The organism is Geomonas anaerohicana (assembly GCF_016458305.1).
GTDB lineage: Bacteria > Desulfobacterota > Desulfuromonadia > Geobacterales > Geobacteraceae > Geomonas > Geomonas anaerohicana.
In genome coordinates this window covers 148,398-169,445 of record NZ_JAEMHL010000008.1, presented here as the reverse complement: position 1 = coordinate 169,445, position 21,048 = coordinate 148,398, and the positions used below count along the sequence as shown (strand labels likewise).

12 protein-coding genes are annotated in these 21,048 nt (G+C 59.7%); 9 read left to right on the top strand and 3 right to left on the bottom strand.

Annotation, left to right across the window (positions count from 1 at the left end; translation table 11 throughout):
• The first annotated feature begins 95 nt into the window (after nucleotides 1-95).
• The 8 genes from JFN91_RS15380 (at nucleotide 96) to JFN91_RS15345 (ending at nucleotide 14,267) form a co-directional block, all read left to right on the top strand.
• The gene (locus JFN91_RS15380; RefSeq protein WP_199390071.1) at nucleotides 96-1,424 is read left to right on the top strand and encodes a cytochrome c3 family protein; all 1,329 of its coding nucleotides are present in this window, start codon (nucleotides 96-98) and stop codon (nucleotides 1,422-1,424) included.
• A 34-nt stretch (nucleotides 1,425-1,458) separates the two neighbouring features.
• On the top strand, nucleotides 1,459-2,691 hold the full coding sequence (locus JFN91_RS15375; protein WP_199390070.1) for an SMP-30/gluconolactonase/LRE family protein: 1,233 nt from the start codon (nucleotides 1,459-1,461) through the stop codon (nucleotides 2,689-2,691).
• Between the two features lie 98 nt (nucleotides 2,692-2,789).
• Nucleotides 2,790-3,374 (top strand): cytochrome c3 family protein, encoded by a 585-nt coding sequence (locus JFN91_RS15370; protein WP_199390069.1) that lies wholly within the window; start codon nucleotides 2,790-2,792, stop codon nucleotides 3,372-3,374.
• Between the two features lie 7 nt (nucleotides 3,375-3,381).
• Entirely contained in the window at nucleotides 3,382-5,355 is a 1,974-nt protein-coding gene (locus tag JFN91_RS15365; RefSeq protein WP_199390068.1) for a hypothetical protein, read from the top strand.
• On the top strand, nucleotides 5,355-6,434 hold the full coding sequence (locus JFN91_RS15360) for an SMP-30/gluconolactonase/LRE family protein (RefSeq protein WP_199390067.1): 1,080 nt from the start codon (nucleotides 5,355-5,357) through the stop codon (nucleotides 6,432-6,434). The genes JFN91_RS15365 and JFN91_RS15360 overlap by 1 nt, the downstream gene beginning before the upstream one ends.
• Entirely contained in the window at nucleotides 6,435-8,267 is a 1,833-nt protein-coding gene (locus JFN91_RS15355; protein WP_199390066.1) for a cytochrome c3 family protein, read from the top strand.
• A gap of 543 nt (nucleotides 8,268-8,810) precedes the next feature.
• Complete coding sequence (locus tag JFN91_RS15350) at nucleotides 8,811-9,689, top strand: cytochrome C (protein ID WP_199390065.1); 879 nt, start codon at nucleotides 8,811-8,813, stop codon at nucleotides 9,687-9,689.
• Nucleotides 9,690-9,782: 93 nt separating this feature from the next.
• On the top strand, nucleotides 9,783-14,267 hold the full coding sequence (locus JFN91_RS15345; RefSeq protein WP_199390064.1) for a cytochrome c3 family protein: 4,485 nt from the start codon (nucleotides 9,783-9,785) through the stop codon (nucleotides 14,265-14,267).
• A gap of 358 nt (nucleotides 14,268-14,625) precedes the next feature.
• Here the strand turns inward: JFN91_RS15345 and JFN91_RS15340 are convergent, their stop codons facing one another.
• The 3 genes from JFN91_RS15340 to JFN91_RS15330 all read right to left on the bottom strand — a co-directional run bounded on the left by JFN91_RS15340 (nucleotide 14,626) and on the right by JFN91_RS15330 (nucleotide 18,238).
• The gene (locus tag JFN91_RS15340) at nucleotides 14,626-15,327 is read right to left on the bottom strand and encodes a hypothetical protein (protein WP_199390063.1); all 702 of its coding nucleotides are present in this window, start codon (nucleotides 15,325-15,327) and stop codon (nucleotides 14,626-14,628) included.
• Nucleotides 15,328-15,524: 197 nt separating this feature from the next.
• Nucleotides 15,525-17,309 carry a tetratricopeptide repeat protein gene (locus JFN91_RS15335; RefSeq protein ID WP_199390062.1) on the bottom strand — a complete coding sequence of 595 codons (1,785 nt, stop codon included), beginning with the start codon at nucleotides 17,307-17,309 and terminating at the stop codon, nucleotides 15,525-15,527.
• Between the two features lie 119 nt (nucleotides 17,310-17,428).
• Nucleotides 17,429-18,238: a DUF3108 domain-containing protein gene (locus JFN91_RS15330; RefSeq protein ID WP_199390061.1), complete on the bottom strand. Its 810-nt coding sequence runs from the start codon at nucleotides 18,236-18,238 to the stop codon at nucleotides 17,429-17,431.
• Nucleotides 18,239-18,692: 454 nt separating this feature from the next.
• On the opposite strand from JFN91_RS15330, the gene JFN91_RS15325 reads away from it, so the two are divergent.
• Nucleotides 18,693-21,023, top strand: coding sequence for a protease pro-enzyme activation domain-containing protein (locus JFN91_RS15325; RefSeq protein ID WP_199390060.1), 2,331 nt, complete (start codon nucleotides 18,693-18,695; stop codon nucleotides 21,021-21,023).
• The last annotated feature ends 25 nt before the right edge of the window (nucleotides 21,024-21,048 follow it).

Below are 21,048 nucleotides of genomic sequence, written 5' to 3'. Positions count from 1 at the left end.
TCCCGTGTTCTGGAGCACTGACGCTTTTTGCGCTTTCCCGCACAGTTAACCGTTCTCTTCACCCCAACCAACCATCCGGACTTAGGAAGCCTTCCATGAAAGTGTTGTCTTTAGTGTCAACTGCACTGGCCGGTCTCGCCCTGTTCTGCACCTGCCCGGCCTTCGCTGCGTCCTGTACGACAACGGAATGTCACGCCCCCCTCGCTGCGGTCAAGTATCCCCACGCTCCGGTTAAAGACGGCGACTGTTCCCCCTGCCATGTCCAGAAGGGAAAGGAGCACCCGGTCAAGGGGGCCAAGAGCTTCGACCTCACCGCCAAGGGGGCGGACCTTTGCAAGGATTGCCACGAGGGCATCGGGAAGAAGAGGCTGGTTCACGCGCCGGTCAAGGAAGGGGAGTGCACCGGCTGCCACAAACCCCACGGTGCTGCGCAGCGCTTCCTGCTCGACGTGGGGGAGGACCGCTCCGCACTCTGTCTGAACTGCCACGACGCCAAGCCGTTCAAGGAGAAGTTCATGCACGGGCCGGCCGCGGTCGGCTCCTGCGGTACCTGCCACGATCCGCACGATTCCGCCGAGAAGGGGCTCATGAAGGGTAAGGTCCGCGACATCTGCCTTTCCTGCCACGCCGACTTCGCCAAGCTCTTGAAACAGGCCACGGTGGTGCACCCGCCGGTGGGAAAGGACTCCTGTACCGCCTGTCACGATCCGCACGGGTCGCCCAACCGCATGTTCATCAAGAACAAGCTTCCCGACCTGTGCACCGGATGCCACAAGAATATCGGCAAGGTGGTCGCCTCGGCCAAGGTGCTGCACAAGCCGATGCTCCAGGAGGGGGGGTGCTCCAACTGCCACTCCTCGCATTACGGCAAGGCCAAGGGGATGCTCTCGGCGGACCAGATGACCGTCTGCCTGGGATGCCACGGCACCGACACACTCGGCACGCCGCCGCTTAAGAACATCAAGAAGCAGATCGAGGGGAAACCCTTCCTGCACGGTCCGTTGAAGAAGGGGGACTGCCGGGCCTGCCACGACCCGCACGGCTCGGACAACTTCCGGATGCTCAAGGGGAACTACCCGGACGACCTGTACCTCCCCTACAAGGAAGGGGCGTACGACGCCTGTCTCAAGTGTCACGAGCGGAACCTGCTCCGGTTCCCCGAGACCACGATCTACACCAAGTTCAGAAACGGCAACCGCAACCTGCACTACGTGCACGTGGTGGCGCGCAAGGGGCGCACCTGCCGCATCTGCCACGAAGCGCATGCCAGCGACGGTGAGAAGCTGATCAACAAGGAGGGGTCGCAGTTCGGGGCGTGGAAGATCCCGCTGAATTTCTCGATCACCTCGACCGGCGGCAGTTGTGCCCCGGGGTGCCACAGGAAATTCAAGTACGACAGGGTTAAGGCCGAAGTCTACAACTAGCGATGGTATTTTCTACACAAGAAGGAGCACGTAAATGAAAGGACAATTTGGTGGCGCCGTGACTGGATGCACTTCCTGGCGGATCAAAAACCTCATGCTCATGATTGCGCTGGTTGCCCTGCTTACCGGGTGCTTCGCAAAATCAAAGGCTCATGAACCGGTTTTCTTCCCGCCGCCACCTGAGGAACCCCACATTCAGTATCTCACCGGGGCCACCAGTTCCCTGGACTTCGGTTCCAACCAGAGTTCGCTGTCCAAGCTCCTCGTCGGGGGGGCCGAGACGGTCACGCGTCTTGCCAAGCCTTATGGCATCGCCGAGCACAAAGGGAAGATCTACGTCTGCGACACGACTGCCGGCCAGATCGTCGTGGTGGACTTCATCAATAAGACCATGAAGAACCTCATCGACGAGCGCGGTGTCGGCAAGCTGAGAAAGCCGGTCAGCGTCGCGGTAGACGACGAGGGGTACGTGTACGTTGCCGACACCGGCCGCAAGGACGTCGCGGTCTACAACCCGGCAGGCAAGTACGTCAAGTCGTACGGCTCCACCTTCGAGCACGTGAGCATGATCGGCGTGGCCGTCCACGGCGACGACCTCTACATCCTGGACAACCGCCTGGGCAAGGTTTTCGTGCTCAACAGGAAAACCGCGGAAGTGCAGACCGTCATCGGCGACAACCCCGACCGCACCAAGAATCTCTCGCTTCCCAACGGGCTCACCGTCGATAGCAAGGGGATGGTGCGCGTGGTGAATGTCGGCAACGGGACGGTGAAGGAGTACGACCGGGACGGCAACATGCTCTCCGTCTTCGGCAGGCTGGGCGACTCGCCGGGCGAGTTCACCCGCCCCCGCGGCGTCGCAGTCGATGACGACCGGCAGGTCTTTGTCGTCGATGGCGGTTACCAGCTGGTCCAGGTCTTCGACGAGAAGCACCGCATCCTCGGTTATTTCGGCGCCCCCGGCCTTCCTGTCGGCTCGCTGAATCTTCCGGCCGGCATCGTGGTAAGCAGGGATAACCTCGACTTCTACCAGAAGTTCGCCGCACCCGGTTTCAAGTTGCGTGAGGTGATTTTCGTCTCCAACCAGTACTCCTCGCCTTTCAACCATGCGCTGGCCGTCTTCGGCCTGGGCGAGATGGAGGGGTGGGAGCAGCGCGCCGCGCAGCGGGCCAAGGAAGACGCGGAAGTGCTGGAGAAGCGCAAGAAACTGTTGCAGCAGATGCGGCAGCAACCGGAGCAGAAGCAACAGCCGCAACAGGGAAAGTAGTTCCTTTTATTACGCCAACTCTCACCTTGCCATGAGGCGGGAGTTGCCACTTTTATTTACGCCCCGGTCTATCCGCGGCTGTGTTATCTGGAGCAGGCATGTCAAAGGTTGCGCACAATCTGTTAAAGGTCATCCTCTGCTTAAGCCTTTTGTGCAGTTGCAACCCTGTGACAGTGCACAAGATCACAACGACTATCTTTGACGGCGTGCCGAGTCTCCCTCCCACGGAGCAACTCTGCCAGGAATACCATGAAGCGAAGGTGACCGAAGAGGCCGCCAAGGCCAACGCCCCTGCCTCGGCCTTGGCGGCACAGGCTAAAAAGGCGGCCATAAAGGGGCATCCCCCCTACATGGAGAAGCGGTGCAACGACTGTCACGACAAGTCCACCGATTCCGGCCTGATCAAACCGAAGGACCAGATCTGTTTCGTCTGCCACCCCACCATCATCAAGAAGTATTACGTCCACGGCCCGGTTTCCGTCGGCGCCTGTCTAGATTGTCATGACCCGCACTCGTCGGGGCAGCCTGCACTGCTCAAAGTGGAAAAGAAGGACCTGTGCGCCGTCTGTCATAAAGAGAAGCGCATAGCCGAGTCGATGCACAAGAAGGTCACTGAATCGGGCATGGCCTGCACGGACTGCCACGACCCACACGATGGCGACGCCAAGTATTTTCTGAGGTAGCTGAGGTATGCGAAGAAAAATAGCCCTGCTGGGGCTCATCGCTGCTACCTGCAACTGCCAAGAGGTCTTTGCGGAGGCGGTCAACGAAGAGGTCGTGTTCCATCGCAGCCTGTTCAGCTTGGGTGACGTTTACCAGTCGGCATCGGTTTCCTACGGCTACACAGGCCACTCGGCCGGCAAGATATCCACCTCGAGCCAGAATCTCGCGGAAAGGTATGGCATCTCCACGGACCTCGCCATACTCGACCCCGATGTCGTCCTGGTCGATCTGTCGGGCGGACTTTCCTACCAGCAGCGCTTGGGCAACAGCAACGCCTCGCTGCTGGATTACAGCTACAGCGTCATGGGGCGCGGCTTCAGGCAGAGTTTTCACCCAATGCAACTCTCCTCGGTCCGTAGCAGTTCCACCATCTCATCAGGCTATCTGCCGAGCTACAGCGTCGACCGCACCTTCAACAAGTTCAGCGCGTCACTGTTGCACCGAAGTTTTCCGGTGTACATGTACCTGACCAACGCCACGGTCACGACCCACGGACTCTCCAGCGACACCACCACCGATACCAACAGTGGTGGACTCAGTGTGCACCATAACGGCGGCTGGTACTTTTCCGACGCATCGGCCAGTTTTTCCACCAGCAGCGCAGTCGGCACCGAGAGCCGGGTTTACACCGTTAATCAAAACAACACCTTCGACCTGGACGCCGCCAAGAAATATCGCCTCAGTACCAAGGCCTCTCTTTCCGATATGGCGTTCCAGTCCACGGCTGAGACCGTGCTGCAGCGGATCGGACTCCTGTCGGGCTCGCTCTCTGGGCAGCTCGGCAAGGCCCTGGCGTCGTCGATCAGCGCCGATTACAACTACAGCTCCACACAGGATTTTCAAGGCAAGAAGCAGACCATTCAAAGCACCAACTTCTCCGCCGGCCTGGCTCACAGCCTGTACCAGAGTCTCAACACGAGTGTCGGCGCCTCCTATGGCAAGACCTACGCCCTCGGGGGAGGGCAGGACGTGATCAACGGGACAGCCACTCTTGCCTATCGCAAACAGCTGCCGGCACAAGGCCAGTTGTCGCTGCGCGGCAGCGTAGCCAAGTCGGTCACCCGCCAGGACTTTGCCGATACCGAGCTTCCTAAAGTGCTGGACGAGTCGCATACCGTGCGGCAGGGGGATACCTTTGGTCCCAACCAGGACGGGAAACTGGTGGCGGGCAGCGTCTCAATTAAAAGCGTCGACGACCTTGGCGTCACCACCGTGTGGCAGAACGAGACAGAGTATCATGTCGACTACGCCGCCAACACCATACAGATTCTTCGCCCCATGGCGCCCGACGCCACCATCACGATCTTGGTAAGCTACAAGGTGGCGGTGAACAAAAACGTCGACTACACCACCGACACGCAAAACTACCAGGCCCTGCTGGCATTTTTAGGCGGGCGCTACTCCTTCGCCGCCAACTACGCCACCAGCAGCGAGCAGAGAATTTCCGGTGTCGCTGCCAATGATGCTCTCAACAGCACCACGTCGGTCCTGCTCACTGGTATCGCGCGCTACGAAACCAGCACCTTTTCCGTCGAGTACGGCAAAGTATCCACCACCAGCGAGGACGTTTCCCACATAGGGGCTGCCTGGACCTATGACTCCTTTATCGGTGGACGCGACCACATCCGTGTCTCCGCCCGGGATACCTACAGCATGCACGGCGCGACCGGCGCGCAAAGCGCGTATGATCAAAACATCTTCTCCGCCAGCGCCACCTATAGTCAGAACCTGTTCCAGCAATTGCGCGCTGCGCTGATGTGCAACGCCAGCGACACTCGTACCGCAAACGCTACAACCGATGTCCTCGGAGTGCGGACCTCTCTCGATGGCAGTTTCAACAGCCTGTCGTTCTCGCTCACCGCCGGGACCAGGTACTATTTCTCGTCCGGTCCCACCACCAGGGATACCGACGTCAATCTCCAGATAACGAGGAACTTCTGATGCGGGTGCTACGCGTGGTGCTGGTTTTGGGCGTCCTGTGCCTTGTTGCCGGGTGCTCGTCTTCCTCGCAGTTTTTACAGACCCAGAAGACGGTAAGCCTGCAATGGCCGGAAAAGCCGTTGTCGCCCCGGGTGGAATGGGTGAAGAGCGTCGTTTCTCCCGAGGACGCCGGCATAGCCAAGGGGTTCTGGAAGCGCACACTGGAGCTGCTGACTGGGGCCAGCACCCAGCGTATCGTCAAGCCCTACGGCGTGCTCTACGATGATGGCCGTCTTTTCATAGCCGATCCCGGCGCCGGGGTCGTGCACGTGATGGACACCAAGCGGTCGTTGTACAGCATGATCCGCAGCCAGGGCGATGCGGTTCTGCGCTCGCCGATCGGCCTGGCGCGCGACAGCGGCAACGGTCTTTACATCACCGATTCGGTGTCCGATGCGGTTTACCGCTACGATGTCGCCAGCGAGACCCTGTCCACCTTCGTGCGTGCCATCGACCGCCCCACCGGTATCGCCTATAACAAGACCAACAACCTGCTTTACATCACCGAGACCGGCGCCAACGATGTGGTGGGGGTCGATATGAAGGGGCTGCAGAAGGTCCGCTTCAGCAACGTGAACCCCGGACGTCAACTGCTGAACCATCCCACCGACCTTGCCGTCGACCCGAAAGGGCAGGTCTTCGTCACTGACCCGCTCAACTACAAGGTCAGGGCCTTTACCCCTGAGGGGGTGCAAGTATACGAAATTGGTGAAATGGGGGACGCCAACTCCGAACTGAGCAAGCCTAAGGGGGTCGCTGTCGACGCGTTGGGGAGAATTTTCCTGTGCGACGCCATGAGCGACATCGTCAAGGTCTTCGATGCTCAAGGCAACTACTTGTTCGGCATAGGTGGCACCGGCACCGCCAATGGCCAGTTCTGGATGCCTTCCGGCATCGCCATCTCGGGCGACTTCCTGTTCGTGGCGGACACCTACAACCGCCGCGTCCAGATGCTGCGGTTGCTTCCCATAGAGGAAGAGGATGAAGACTACGATGATGAACACAGGCTGGGACAGCCGGACGAACTCGGAGGCAAATAGATGAAGTCCATGCTGGTCGGGAAAACCTTTCTCTTCACTCTATTGCTCCTGGTATTGAGCGTGCCGGTGCACGCCAAGCTGAGCGTGTTCGACTCGCCGCACAACCTCTCCATCTACGGGGGGCGCGGCAGGGCCTCCGGCCAGCCGGGAGTAACCGTTGCCGGTGAGCAGAGGGTTTGCGTCTTCTGTCACGTGCCTCACAACGCAACCGCAGGCACCCCTCTGTGGAGCCGTTCCCTCTCGCCCGAAGGAACGCAGTACATCCCCTATCGCTCCTCCACCATGGCGGCAGAGCCCAAGCCGGATCGCCCCACCGGGGCCTCCAAGCTCTGTCTCAGCTGTCACGACGGCACCATCGCGCTGAACCGGTACGCGGGCAGCAAGAACCTCGGCAGCGCGACCATACCGACGGAACAAGGGTTCAACAACCCCAATCTCAGTACAGATCTGTCCGACGATCATCCCATCTCCTTCGGCTACACGCAGGCCCTGGCCATCAAGAGCCACCTGGTTTCGCCCCAGGCGTTGCCTGCCGAGATGAGGCTCGAGGGGGGCGTCAACGTCGAGTGCAACACCTGCCATGACCCGCACGACAACCAGTACGGCAACTTCCTGGTGATGAACAACGGGGATCCCAACCGCCCCAATTTCGTGGCGGGGTCGCCGCTGTGCACCGCCTGCCATCGGCCGGTCAACTGGGACAGCTCAAGTCATAACAGTACCCTCGTCGAGAGCCTTGATACCGGATGTCTCAGTTGCCATGCCGCACACAACGCTCCCTGGGCTGTGCGCCTTCTGCGCGGCACCAGGCAGTCCGACACCTGTCTGGCCAGTTGCCACAACGGCAACGATACCTCTTCACAGAACATGAAGGCCGTCGTGACGGGGAGCCCGTACCGCCATCCGGTGGATGACCTGGTGAGTGATCCGGTGCACGATGAAAACGAGGTGCTTCCCGCCGAAACGTATCACGTTCAATGCGTGGACTGCCACAACCCGCACCAGGTCAGCTCGGCAAATGCGCCCCTCGCGTCACCGCCGCAGATCGACGGCAGGCTCAGGGGGGTAAGGATAGACAGCGTCGGCAACGTGGCCACCGCCGAGTACCAGGTCTGCTTCCGCTGCCACGCCGGCGACAAGGCCTCTCGTTTTGCGGGCATCACCGAGACCATGCCCAACCGCGTCATCGCCGAGCCGAACCAGGAGAACCGGTTCGATCTGCAGAACCCGTCCTTCCACCCGGTTACCGCCGACCGTCGCAGCAACGGCGCGAGCCTGCTGGCCACCTACCAGGCCACCATGACCCGGATCTACTGTAACGACTGCCATGGTTCCAACCAGAGCCGCAAAGCCGGGGGGGCGGGGCCGGACGGGCCGCATGGGTCCCAGTACGAACATATCCTGCTGGCGCAGTATTACATGCCGCGTGTTACCGATCCCAAGATCGCGTACAACGCCAGTCAGTACTCCCTTTGTTTCCGCTGCCACTACGAGCCCTACGTGATGGACACCGGGAGCGCTTTCAGCAATGGCGGTGTCAATGAGCACAGCAAGCATGTGCGCGACCGGGAGATACCCTGCTTTGTCTGCCATGACCCGCACGGGGTTTCCTGGAAGATGCAGGCTACGCCCGCCAACAACGCACACCTCATCAATTTCGACAGAAACTACGCGGCCGGGGCCGTGGTCTCCACTCCGGTTTATGTTTCCGGTGGCACAGGCCAGGGAAGCTGCACCGTGAACTGCCACACCGTGGCCGGCAACCTGCACAACTACTCCCCCAGCGGGAGTGTCGTCCCGAAGCTGCTCCGCCCCAAGCTGCTCACCCGTTAGTCTCCCCGCCGCATCTGAAACGGCCGGACCCAGGTCCGGCCGTTTGCCGTTTGTTCCCCAGCCACTTCGCGTTTTCCTCCGTCATTTAACCGGTCATCACCTCCGCAATACGGCCCGGCGGCCAAAAACCCTTAAGAAATAACAAGATATCGTGGGCTGCACTCACTCCCCCAGCCGTCGCAGCGGCAGATGCACGGTACCTCGGGGGACAGGGGGGCGTGCGCAGTGGGGACAACTAACCGCAATCGGGGAGGGAGTTGCGCAACTGCCAGCCGGGTTCCGGAGCGGTTAAATGGCAAAGAGCACGTCCGTGATATCGCCGGAACACGGAGCGCTGCGACGCGATCCCGAAGGGACGGTGCTGTTTCGGCCGACCGGGGCGGGCGGCTAAAAGCGATGTGATTTCGATCACTTTTTGTTGCCTGTCGAGTCGACTAGGAAAAAAAATCGCAATATTGGCAAAGCGGGTACGCATGTTGCTCTATGAAGATCATCGCTGTCCTAAATTTCTATTGGTAGTAAAACCACAAAAGGAGAGAAGAAATGAAAAAAGTAATCGCTAGTGTAGTTGCTGTTGGGTGTCTGGCTGCTGCAGGTGCAGCATTCGCAGGCTACCAGGCCGGTACCGGTGTCAACGGCTCCCTGCACGACATGAACGGGATCGCCTCTGCTAACCAGGACAAAGCAGGCCGCGTGTGCGTATTCTGCCATGCTCCTCACCACGCTATCAAAGACGACCTGGGCGCAACCAACTACCCGCTGTGGAACCACACCCTCGTTGACCCGACCAAGTACACCGGCTACACCTGGGCTACCCCGGCTAACGCCACCTTCGGCGTTGCTGACATCAACGTAGCTACTGTCATCACCGATCCGCTCATCGGACCTTCCCGTCTGTGCATGAGCTGCCACGACGGCGCTATCGCCATCGACCAGCACGGCGGCCTCGACGGCACCATGGCACAGGCTGGCGGCACCACCGTCGCTAACCGCGCTAAGCTGACCAACGACCTGAGCAACACCCACCCGATCGGCTTCGACTACAACGCTGCTGCTACCGCGCGTAACGCCAAGGCTGGCAACGGCTCCGCTACCGCTGGCAACTCCGCTGAGATCGTTCCGTCCGAGTACGGCTTCGCAACCGGTATCAACGTGGTGTCCACCGTTGCCAACCAGCCGGTCAACGGCCAGGGCGTTTACAATGAAGTGTTCCGCGGCCAGCCGACCGACACCGGCTTCAAGCCGATCAAAGACACCCTGTACCAGGGCCAGTACATGACCTGCGCTACCTGCCACGAGGTACACAACAAAGAGAACGCTGTTCAGGACGCTTACACCGATGACGCTACCAAGGCTCCGAACTACTTCCTCTATGCGAAAGAGAGCAAGTCTCTGATCTGCCTCTCCTGCCACGTTAAGTAATGTTGAATAGGGGGGGAGGAGCGTGCGCTCCTTCCCCCTATTTAATCTCTTTACGGAAACAGTGAGTCTTTTAATCTAAAAAAGGGGATCCCCATGTTCAAGAAGACAATGGCTGCTGCAGGCTGTCTGGCAGTAGTCGCCGCAGGCTGGGCCTACGCGGCGACCAACTGGCAGCTGCAGGCTAAGCTGAACACTGCGGGTGGTAAGCTCACAGTACGCGACAAGGCGACCCAGACCGTCGCCGGTACCGTCGGCTACTACAACTTCACCACCTCTGCACTTATCCCGGTACATATTACCGCCAACACCGGCTACGAAATTAGCTCGGTCAAAAAGGGCACCCTCGCCCAGACTATCACCGATACGCAGGTCTTCGACACCACCGTCGACAAGACCGGTGGCCTGCTGCAGAGCGTAACGGCGAGCTTCACCATCAAGCAGAACGTCGTAACCGGCGCTGTTTCCGGTTCCGGCAGCATCACCCCGGCTTCCGCTAAAGTGCCCTACAACGGCACCATCATCTTCTCGTCCAACCCGTCCACCTCGACCTCGGTGCTGAACAGCGTTACCGCCGGTGCCGTCGTGACCGACGCCGCCACTGGCACCCCGGTAACCCTGCCGTATGCCAAGCCGGTCAAGATCACCCTGGCCAACGTCGTGGCTCCGCAGACCGTGACCGCTACCTACGGCAGCGTAGCTGTTTCCGCTGGCGCCGACAAGGTTGTCGGGCTGGGCGCAGCAAGCACCATCTACGGCAGCATCTCTGCCGGCGACACCATCTCCTGGACCATGGTAAGCGGTCCGGTAGCCGTGGACACCAGCTCCTGGACCACCGCTAAGCCGGTCTTCACCCCGACCGTTGCCGGTACCTACGTGTTCAAGGCTACTGAAGGTCTGGTTGGCCTGAGCGACACCGTCGAGATCACCGCTACCGCCGATACCGTTGCCTACATGAAGAACGCTTGCGACGGCTGCCACAACGCCACCACCGGCGTCATGCCGAGTGCTGCATTCGGCAAGTGGACCTCCTCCAAGCACGCTGATAACGGCGTCACCTGCATCTCCTGCCACACCGACGGCGCTATGCCGACCCCGGTGAACACCACTACCGTCCAGGCTGACACCTTCAAGGTGCTCAACTCCTCCGCCGGTACCGTTGGTGCCAACTACTGCGCGAAGTGCCACTCCACCGTGACCCACATCACCGCAGTAGCACCGAACAACACCTGCACCCGTTGCCACACCGGCGGCCAGCACAACCCGGCCACCTTCTTCAGCTACTTCGATCCGAGCATCGCCACTGCACACGTATTCGGTAAAGCAACCCCGTCTGCCGGCGCTACCGCTGACGGCCAGGGCCAGTCCCAGTACGTAACCCAGGGCGCTACCTGCGACGATTGCCACGCTACCCACGGCGAGACCCCGCAGAACGTCTCCTTCGCTGAGTCCGGCCACGGCAAGACCTCCAACGCTCAGCTGAACGCATTCGTTCACTACGACTGGTCCGGCCGCACCAACAACGGCACCCGTCAGAACGGTAACTGCGACCGTTGCCACACCGCTGGCGGCTTCGTGAAGTTCACCGGCGATGATGCTACTCTTGCTGCCCGTCTGGCTCCGGTTTCCGGCCAGGCTAACAACGTGCTCGTCTGCGTGGCTTGCCACAACGACCTCGCTACCGGTGGCCTGCGTATCAACGCAACCCCGGCTGGCAACGGCCAGACCCTTGCACAGGGCTACTTCGCACTGTTCAGCTCCGCTGGCACCACCACCGGCGCACAGGGCCAGGTTGCCGCAGATAAGACCAAGATTCAGGTTGCCTTCCCGGGCATGAAGAACTCCTCGATCTGCATCCCCTGCCACTCCGGCCGCAGCACCGACGACGTCTTCGTTGCCGTCATCGACCAGGCTAAGGCTCTGAACAAGAACTACACCACCATCGGCACCAGCTACTACCAGCACGCTGCCAACATGGGCCAGACCTTCATCGGCACCGGCGCATACAGCTTCAGCGGCACTGAGTACGTAGGCTACAACGGCCACTCCAACGTGAAGAACGGCGCTAGCGACACCCAGGGCCCCTGCGTTGGCTGCCACTACAGCAAAGACGGCGCTGACCACTCCCTCGAGCCGGTTGGTTACTCCACCGTTTGCCAGTCCTGCCACGCTGCCGGGTTTGATTCTGTTGCCGTCGAAGAGAAGAAAGCTGAATTCGACGCAGGCGTGAAGGTTCTCGACGCCCTTATCCGCGACAAGATGGCTTCCATCCAGACCAAGGTCGGTGGCGATCTCGCTGAAGAGCGTGCCAACGTCCGCTTCGGTCGCTTCGGCAAAAATCCTGGTGTTGCTGCTGACGCTACCACCGCAAAGAACGCATACGGCGCATGGTACAACTGGCAGATCCTTGCCACCTACGACAAGGCTGCTTTCGCTCACAACCCGAACTTCGCTCGCAAGATCCTGATGGATACCATCGACTATGTCGACAATGCTAAACTTGACGGTACCGCCGAGGCAACCATTGCCGCTGCCGCTTACGCCACCCTTACTGCTGATGACAAGACCAAAGCAGAAGAGTACGTAACCAGCACCGCTTGTGCAGCGTGCCACGCTTCCAAGTCGACCCTGGTCCAGACCGGCAAGCACGCAATGGAAGTTTCCACCCACTCCGGTTCCTGCGGTCGCTGCCACACCATCGAAGGCTACCAGGCCTTCCTGGCGTCCAACCAGAACCCGGCCGGTGTGTACAGCGCATCCTACAACGGTTCCCAGAACGTCTCCTGCGTTGCCTGCCACGATCAGCACGGCCAGGTACGCGACGTTGCTTGGACTCCGCAGCCGGCAGGCACCACCGCTGCCGCTTCCAAAGAGTACAAACTCTGCACCTCCTGCCACAACCTGACCGACGCTTCCGGCAACATCATGGCTTCCGGCCTCACCGTCAACGGCCAGGCTACCGTGGCAATGCAGCAGCACAACAAAGATTGGTACCGTAACATCGCTTCCACCCACTACGACCTCCCGACTACCGGTGCTGGCCTGACCAACACCACCATCGAGGGTTACGTAGTTCGCTACAACAAAGACAGCGCCTGCACCGACTGCCACGGCCACAACTTCTACACCAACACCAACAAGGCCCTGGAAACTCCGGACGGCGTAGACGCAGAAAAAGGCGCAATGACCATCCAGACCGAGTGGGCTACCTCCGGCCACGCTGGTAAGATCCTGACCGCCAAGTTCCAGGCATTCACCACCGCCAACCCGACCCGCTCCAGGTCCACCACCAACCACGCTGCCGTTATGGCTGTTGGTGTAACCGGTACCTCCGGCCCGGCTTGGGAGCACTACGATTGGGATAAGTCTGCTAGCTACTCGGCTTGCCAGAAGTGCCACACCGCTACCGGTTCCGCCAACTTCCTGACCGATCCGACTACGTACAATGCAGCGAACAACGACTTCTCGCACCTGTCCGGCTGGACCAGCACCAACAAGACCTCCAACCAGAACGAAGTCCTCTACTGCTGGGGCTGCCACACCTCCGCTGAGACCGGCGCACTGCGTATCCCGACCGCTGGTATCCCGGCTGACTTCAAGTTCAAGGGCGCAAGCTTCAACTACCCGAACGTCGGTGCATCCACCGTCTGCTTCGGCTGCCATGGTGGCCGCGTCGGCGGCGAGAACATCACCGCTCTGACCACCGCAACTCCGGCCACCAACTGGGCTAACGTTGGCTTCAAGAACTCCCACTACATGGCTGCTGCCAGCATCATGTACGTGAAAGGTGGCTACACCAACTTCATCGACCCGGCTACCGTGATCGGCACCAGCACCTACGGTGCATCGCTCACCTCCACCGACGATGGCGGCGCAATCGGCTCCACCCACCGTAAACTGGGTACCGCTGGTATCATCGGCGACCATGGCGTAACTGCAGCAATGGGCATCGACACCAACGGTCCGTGCGCAACCTGCCACTACGCAAACGGCAACCACGAGCTCGAGCTCGGCAAAGACGCCTTCCAGAAAGTGTGCGTGAACTGCCACACCAAAGAAGGCGTTACCACCCTCACCGCAGACAACTACAAGTCCGTCTTCGTTGAGGAGCAGGCTGCACCCTTCCAGGATGCACTGGCCCTGGCCATTGCAACTCTGAAGGCGAAATACAACATCACCTACGATCCGACAGTCAATCCGTACTTCTTTGACGACACTGCATTCCCGGGCCAGCCGCACGCGGATGCAACCCAGGTCAAAGACTGGACCCGTGGCGGCGCACTCTCCGCTCTCGAAGCTGAGAAACTGATGGGTGCATGCTTCAACATCAACCTGCTCAACCGCGAGCCGGCAGCTTATGTCCACGCTCGTACCTACACCCGCAGGCTGATCTACGACACCATCGACTTCCTCGATGACAAGACCATCAACCTGTCCACCGTTGCTACCGCGGTTGCCTGGAACCCGACCAAGTACGTAGTTGGTACTGGTCCGAAAGATGCGGCTACCACGGCTGACGTCCTGTACCTCAAGGCTGCACCCTACGGGTCCAGCACCTGGAGCGCTATCGAGCGTCCGTAGTAACAGCTAGCACTTCGATTAAATGAAGTATCTTGCCCCGCCTCGAAAGAGGCGGGGTTTTTTTTTATTGTTGTACAAGGATGTGCGGTGCAGACCGTCGGTCTGGGTGAAGCTCTCGAGTAATCCCAGCTAACTCTCGTGGTGCTGATGCGTTAATGGGAGAGGGTGCCCGAAGAGCGGGTGAGGGCGTTGACGCTGAAGGCGTGCCACGACAGCCTCCTCACCCCAACCCTCTCCCTGAGGGAGAGGGGGCTGGGCGGTCAGGTTAAACTGGGACCAAGTATGAGAAGGGAAATAAAGAAGAAGAAAAAAGAAAAGCCCCCGCCCGTGCTAGGGAGGGGGCTTTGAGTTGGAAGAACTACTTGCCCTGCTTGTCGACGCCGCTGGAGAAGATTACCTTGTCGAAGTTGCGGTTCAGCGCCGCGCTGCCGAAGTTTTTGACCAGGGAACCAGGCAGGAACTTCACCACCTGTCCCTGCTCGACCTTGTCGCTGGCCGGGACGGCGACCCAGATATCGGTCTCGCCTTGGTCCACACGCGCATAGCTGTAATCCCCACCATTGATGACCTCGAGGATCTTGCCTGACACGCTCACGCTGCCTGTCGTCTTACCAGTGGGGGTGAGCGGGGAATGCCACGCCGGAAGCTTTTTGGTCGGAGACGCCGGCTTGACGACTTCCTTGATGGTCAGTTCATCGCTGAAGTAAATGGTGTCGAAGGTGCGATTGAGGCTTTTAGCCAGGTAGTTAGTTACCAGCATGCCCGGTTTTACTTCGACCTGCTGCCCTACTTTCACGTCGGCGGTCGGGATGGCAAACCAAGTCTGAGCGCTGCCGCTGTCGACGTTGACATAGCTGTATCTGCCTGCCTGGATAACCTCCTTGATGGTTCCGTTATTGATGTTGACGGAAGGGGAGGTCGGGGCTTCCTTGGCCGCGGGAGCCGTTTCGGCGGGTGTTGCCGGGGCGGCTTCTGGTGCCTTGCCGGTCGTGTGGGCGCATCCTGCGGCGAGAGTGAGGGTTGCTGCACAAAGTGCCAACGGTTTCAGATGATGCCACATAGTCTTTGCTCCTTTTCAGGTGATGCTGCTTTTCGGGGAACAAGGTTCCCGTCTAAAGGTAAAATCGAAAATCGTTTAACAGGGATAAAGGGAATGCAGGGGATAACGGCAAAAATCTGTTAGATCGTCAAAAAGCCTTGTGCTTTGTTATTGATCCCTTTTATCCCTTTTATCCCTGTCAATACGGTTGTGTTTTTCTACTTAACCATGCTGCCGGCTTGGGCCCGCATCAGGTCCAAGCGGTATTGCGGAGTCGACGGGTCGAGGCTTGCCGCGCATTGGAAGAACACGGCGGCCTTGGGGAGATTCTGTTGCAGTGCGAACGTGATCCCGATCTTGTGGTAGATGCTGGCGTCGGTGGGCCTCTGCTTCATGGCGGCCTGGTACTGTTCCATCGCTTGCGGCAGCATCCTTTTCAGGCGATAGGCATCTCCCAGGTTCACCTGCGCCTCGGCAAGGGTGGGGTCGAGCTTTACGGCCTGTGACAGCGCGGCGATCGCTTGGTCGTAGTCCCCTTTCTTCCCGAAAATGGTGCCGATCAGGTTGTACGGATTGGCCTCCTTCGGAGAGAGCCGGGTGGCTATGAGTGCCTGCTGCAGGGATTCATCCAGGCGACCTGATTTCTCCAGGGCCAGTGCCACGTTATAGTGGGGCCGCGCCTTCTGCGGTGATTTCTGTGCCGTGTCCCCCCACAGGCTCAGCTCAGTTCCCCATACCTGGTTACGTGCAAAAGTTGTGGCCGTAAGTGCGACCACCACGGCGCAAGCGGTCGCCACTATGCTACGCGACACTGTCCTTTTGAAACAAAGAGAGACGAGCGCTGCCACTGCGATGAATGCGCCCACAGAGGGTAGGTAGACCCTGTGCTCGAAGATGACGTCTGCGATGGGGATGAGGCTCGATTCAACCGAGATGGTAATGAAAAACCAGAGTATGCCGAAGCTGATCAGCCGCAGTTCCGGTGCCGCCTGCGGATCGCGGGAGCGCTGCCAGAGGAAGAGGGCGGTGCCAAAGAGCACCAGCAAAAGGAGCAACGAGAACAGGACCGGCAGGCTGGCCAACGAGTGGTACACCGGGAAGTCATAGTCCAGGTTCTGTCGTACCGGCAAAACGAGCAGGCGCAGGTAGGTAGCGATGACCGGGAACTGGGTGAAAAGGTAATCGAGACGTGAGAGTTCGCTGTCGACGCGGGTCACTGCAGTCACGTCTGAAATCAACTGGCCGATCGGCTTGTTGGTGCCGAGCAGACTTAGCGGCACGATCAGCACCGTGAGGCACACCGGCAACAGGAAAAGGACCTTCTTGGCGGCGGTCATGCGGAAGAACAAGAATTCGTAAAGGACCACCACGAAGGGGAGGGTGAAGGCGATCTCCTTGCACTTCATGGCGCATCCTGCTGCTGCCACAGCCAGCACGTAGAAGCAGACCGGCTTGACGGCGAAAGGCCTGCCGCTTTCTTCCTGGAGCAGGCGGGCCTTTGCATAACTGGCAATGGAGGCGACGAAGAACAGGGTCGCCAGCGATGCCAGGCGTTGGATCACGTAGGTCACCGCCTGGGTTTGCACCGGGTGCGCCACGAAGAGCAGTGCTGCAAAGAGCGGAATGAACCATGATGCAGCGGTGACGTCGTCTTCCCGGCGTAGTGTCGGTGTCGCGAGGGTGAGCCGCGCCAGGAGGTAGGTCAACATTGCCGTGCCGATGTGAATGGCGAGATTGACCACGTGATACCCGGTTACGTCAAGGGCGCCGAAGCGGTAGTTCAGAGCCACAGTGAGGTAGCCCAGGAAGCGGCGGGGGTTATAAATATAGCCGTCGTCATACAAGAAACGGTGCAGATTCTTGATGACATTGTTGGTGACGATGGAACCCTCATCATCGAAGATGAAGGGTACGTGGAAGGAATTGCTATAGGCGATCAGTCCGACGGCTGCGACAAGAAACAGGTGCAGGGGGAGGCGGGACCAGAGAGATTTGTTCGACATCGGTTTACCTTTCCTGGACGGCAGAATGGCCCGTAATTTATCACAAAAAAGCAAAACCTAGAACGATAAAAAGGCGGCGCAGGCTCTGTGGCCGCGCCGCCCGGTATACGGGGGCCGGATTAGTAATTGCCGCCGACCAGCACGGCCCGGATCGTTTCCATCTTCGGGATGTTGCTTCTCACAGTTTCCGGGGTGAACTGCTGCAGGTAGGCGGGGATCCCCTCCCGGAACAGGTCGTTGATCCTCTTTTCGATGATGACCGGGACCTTTCTGGCGTCGTCGGTGAGCCAGATGGTCAAGGGGCCGCGTGCGTAGAAAAGGCCTTCGCTTTCGATGTCCATGTTGGGTGAAATGACGATGGTCCTGAAAGTGCCGGCGGGGGTCTGCACGGTTTCGCGCCGCAGCACGCTGACCTTGACCCGGTTCAGTTTTCCCTTGTCGAGGACGTTCACTTCGACGTTTTTGCCCACAGTGAGCGGCACCTGGCGCAGGTAGAAGAGGGAGGATACCGGGTCCCAGGCCGGTTCCACCAGGCTTGCCGAGGATTTCTCAAACGACTTCAGGTTGACGAAGTCGAACTTTCTGCTTTTTCTGTTCACGCTGGCGGCGCGGTACCAGTCGTTGCGTCCCTCCCGAAGCTTCATCTTGTAGCTGTGCAGCGAAAAGCCTTTCCCCCCTCTCTCCAGTTTGCTCGTCTCCAGGTCGTCTACCTTGTAGAAGGGGGCCGACCATGGCTCCGATTTGACCTTCGAAGTGATTTCAAGGGTGTTGCCTACGCTCGTCGTTGCAAGAGTAGAGGTGCCTATTTTTACTCCGGCCCAGGTTAACTGGTAATTCAGGGTTTCCTGGATAGACGAGGCAAGAGCGTCCGTGCCGGCGGTAAACAGAATCAAGAGGAGCAATAACAGTGTATAGGCTGGCTTTTTCATAGCGGCTAATCTAGCACAAAAAGAGGAGAGATTTAAAGAGTCAAAAGCATTTAGAAGCGGTTACGCAAAGTACGGAAAGTAGGCGCGAAGGGCGCCAAGAAATCTCCTGCTAGAGGTTTTACCTCAAAATCTTACTTCCCGTCCTTCGCGGATACTCGGCGTTATTTGCGCAACTGCTTCCGATGTTTTCTCACGTCGCTCTTTCACAGGTACGATTTTGGCAAAGTACATCTCACAGATGATGATGTGACTAAAATCCCATGGTTTTGTAGGAGGTTTGCCTAGGGGCTTACGCGAAATTGCGAATTTGCCGTCTTTTGACTCAGTGATTTCGCGAGGCGTTTGGTATCGAAATGGCATCAACTCTGTGAGAATGAACGACCGTCTGTTGGTAAAAACATTTTTATTGCAATAAAATTATGTGCCCGTGCTTATCACGGGCGAAGGTGACCCGATGCGCAAAAAACAATGTCTTGCCACGGCTGTGGCCGTAACACTCCTGCTGGCTGCCGTCCCTGCGTTCGCTCGTCCGCCGCGTGTCATCGACGACAACGACAGGGTCTCCCTGCGGGGCAACGTTCACCCCAACGCCCGTGCCGAATTCGACGACGGGCCGGCAGATCCGAACCTCCCCATGGAGCGGATGGTCTTCACCCTGAAGCTCTCCCCGGAGAAGCACCAGGATCTGAACAAGCTGCTGGCGGAACAGCAGGATCCCAACTCCCCCAACTACCAGCGCTGGCTGACCCCCGAGGAGTTCGCCGACCGTTTCGCGCCTCCCCCGGAAGACATCGCCGCCATCAAGGGGTGGCTCACCTCGCAGGGCTTCACCGTGGACGAGGTTTCCCGTGGCCGCACCGCCATCAACTTCTCCGGCAACGTCGACAAGGTTGAGAAGGCCTTCCGCACCAAGATCCGGAAGTACAAGGTTGACGGCAAGGTGCGCCACGCCAACTCGCGCGACCCCGAGATCCCGCGCGGCCTGGCCGACGTCGTCGCCGGCGTCGTCACCATGCACGACTTCGGCCACACGCCTATGAACAGCGGCGCGCAGCTGCTGGGCGACATCGATCCCCTCTACACCTACAGCTCCAGCATCCACTGGATGTCCCCCGGCGACTTCGCCGCCATCTACAACGTCAACCCCCTTTACAGTGCAGGCTACGACGGCACCGGGCAGAGCATCGCCGTCGTCGGGCGCACCCATCCCACCGGGAGCAACTGGAGCGATTTCCGCAGCATCATGGGACTTCCGACCAAACCGGTGACGGTCATCGTGAACGGGACCGACCCGGGTTCGGTCAGCACGGCCGAGGACAACGAGGCGGACCTGGACGTGGAATGGGCCGGCGCGGCTGCCAAGAATGCAACCGTCCAGTTCGTCATCTCCAAGACGACCACCACCACCGACGGCGTCGATCTCTCCGCGCAGTACATCGTCAACAACAACCTCGCCCCGATCATGACCACCAGCTTCGGCCTTTGCGAAGCCTCCATGGGGACGGCGCAGAACGATTTCTACAACAACCTGTGGCAGCAGGCCGCCGCCCAGGGTATCACCTCCTTCGTTGCCGCAGGTGACTCCGGCGCCGCAGGCTGCAGTGCCGCGACGGCAACGAGCGGCACCGTGCAGGCGGTCAACGGTATCGCCTCCACCCCCTACAACGTCGCAGTCGGCGGGACCACCTTGAACGACGCGGGGGGCGGGTACTGGAGACCCACCAACAACTCGTACTACACCTCGGCCAACGGCTACATCCCCGAGAGTGCCTGGAACGAGAGTGGGACCGTGTCGGGTGGAAAGCAGATGTGGGCTACCGGCAGCGGTGTTTCCAGCGTCTATGCGAAACCCGACTGGCAGGTAGCCCCGGGCGTAACGAGCAACATGCGCGGCATCCCCGACATCTCGCTCAACGCTGCAGGGCACGTCCCCTACCTGGTCCGGAGCAAGAACGCACTCTACACCATGTACGGCACCTCCGCTTCCTCTCCGGCCATGGCCAGCATCATGGCGCTCGTCCTCCAGAAGACCGGGCAGCGGCAGGGTAACGCCAACGTGCGTTTCTACCAGATGGGCAACGCGCAATACACCTCCGCCGGGCCGACCATTTTCCACGACTCGACCAGCGGCAACAGCTCGGTCCCCGGTGTCACCGGCTATTCCTGCACCACCGCCTACGACCTGGTTACCGGTCTGGGCTCCGTTGATGCCTACGCGCTGGTGATGAACTGGCCGGTGGTCGCCAGCCCGCTGGACATCTCCAGCACCAACTCCCTTGCCAACGGCACCCAGGGCGTAGCCTACAGCGCCACGCTCGCCGCGACCGGCGGCAGCTCGCCGTACACCTGGTCCGTCGTCGGCGGCAGCCTCCCCGCCGGCGTCACCCTTTCCAGCGGCGGCGTCTTGAGCGGCACCCCTTCGTCTACCGGCGTTTTCAGCTTCACGGCCCAAGTGAAAGACGGCTACAACGCCACCGTCACCAAGGCGTTCTCGGTGGCGATCAGCGCCACGGCCTGCGGCAACCAGCCGGTGCGCATCGACGGCACCACGCCGGTGCTCTTCCCCGATTTCAGCAGCGCGTACCTGACCGCCGCCAACGGCGCAGACCTGCAACTGCAGGCCCTGGACTTCACCGCCGACTTCCTCTTCGATCGCGACATCACGCTGTCGCTCTCCGGCGGTAACAACTGTGCCTACACCGACAACTCGACCAGTACCGGCGTGCTCGGAAAGATCCGGGTCAGCAGGGGGACGGTCTCCGTGGATAAATTGAAATTCAAGTAACCGTGTAATTACATGCCCTAAAAGG

What these genes read in the sequence shown, in the direction of transcription:
- JFN91_RS15350 (WP_199390065.1), top strand. Translation starts at nt 8,811, where the DNA reads ATGAAAAAAGTAATCGCTAGTGTAGTTGCTGTTGGGTGTCTGGCTGCT.
- JFN91_RS15375 (WP_199390070.1), top strand. Translation starts at nt 1,459, where the DNA reads ATGAAAGGACAATTTGGTGGCGCCGTGACTGGATGCACTTCCTGGCGG.
- JFN91_RS15360 (WP_199390067.1), top strand. Translation starts at nt 5,355, where the DNA reads ATGCGGGTGCTACGCGTGGTGCTGGTTTTGGGCGTCCTGTGCCTTGTT.
- JFN91_RS15345 (WP_199390064.1), top strand. Translation starts at nt 9,783, where the DNA reads ATGTTCAAGAAGACAATGGCTGCTGCAGGCTGTCTGGCAGTAGTCGCC.
- JFN91_RS15335 (WP_199390062.1), bottom strand. Translation starts at nt 17,309, where the DNA reads ATGTCGAACAAATCTCTCTGGTCCCGCCTCCCCCTGCACCTGTTTCTT.
- JFN91_RS15325 (WP_199390060.1), top strand. Translation starts at nt 18,693, where the DNA reads ATGCGCAAAAAACAATGTCTTGCCACGGCTGTGGCCGTAACACTCCTG.
- JFN91_RS15365 (WP_199390068.1), top strand. Translation starts at nt 3,382, where the DNA reads ATGCGAAGAAAAATAGCCCTGCTGGGGCTCATCGCTGCTACCTGCAAC.
- JFN91_RS15355 (WP_199390066.1), top strand. Translation starts at nt 6,435, where the DNA reads ATGAAGTCCATGCTGGTCGGGAAAACCTTTCTCTTCACTCTATTGCTC.
- JFN91_RS15380 (WP_199390071.1), top strand. Translation starts at nt 96, where the DNA reads ATGAAAGTGTTGTCTTTAGTGTCAACTGCACTGGCCGGTCTCGCCCTG.
- JFN91_RS15340 (WP_199390063.1), bottom strand. Translation starts at nt 15,327, where the DNA reads ATGTGGCATCATCTGAAACCGTTGGCACTTTGTGCAGCAACCCTCACT.
- JFN91_RS15370 (WP_199390069.1), top strand. Translation starts at nt 2,790, where the DNA reads ATGTCAAAGGTTGCGCACAATCTGTTAAAGGTCATCCTCTGCTTAAGC.
- JFN91_RS15330 (WP_199390061.1), bottom strand. Translation starts at nt 18,238, where the DNA reads ATGAAAAAGCCAGCCTATACACTGTTATTGCTCCTCTTGATTCTGTTT.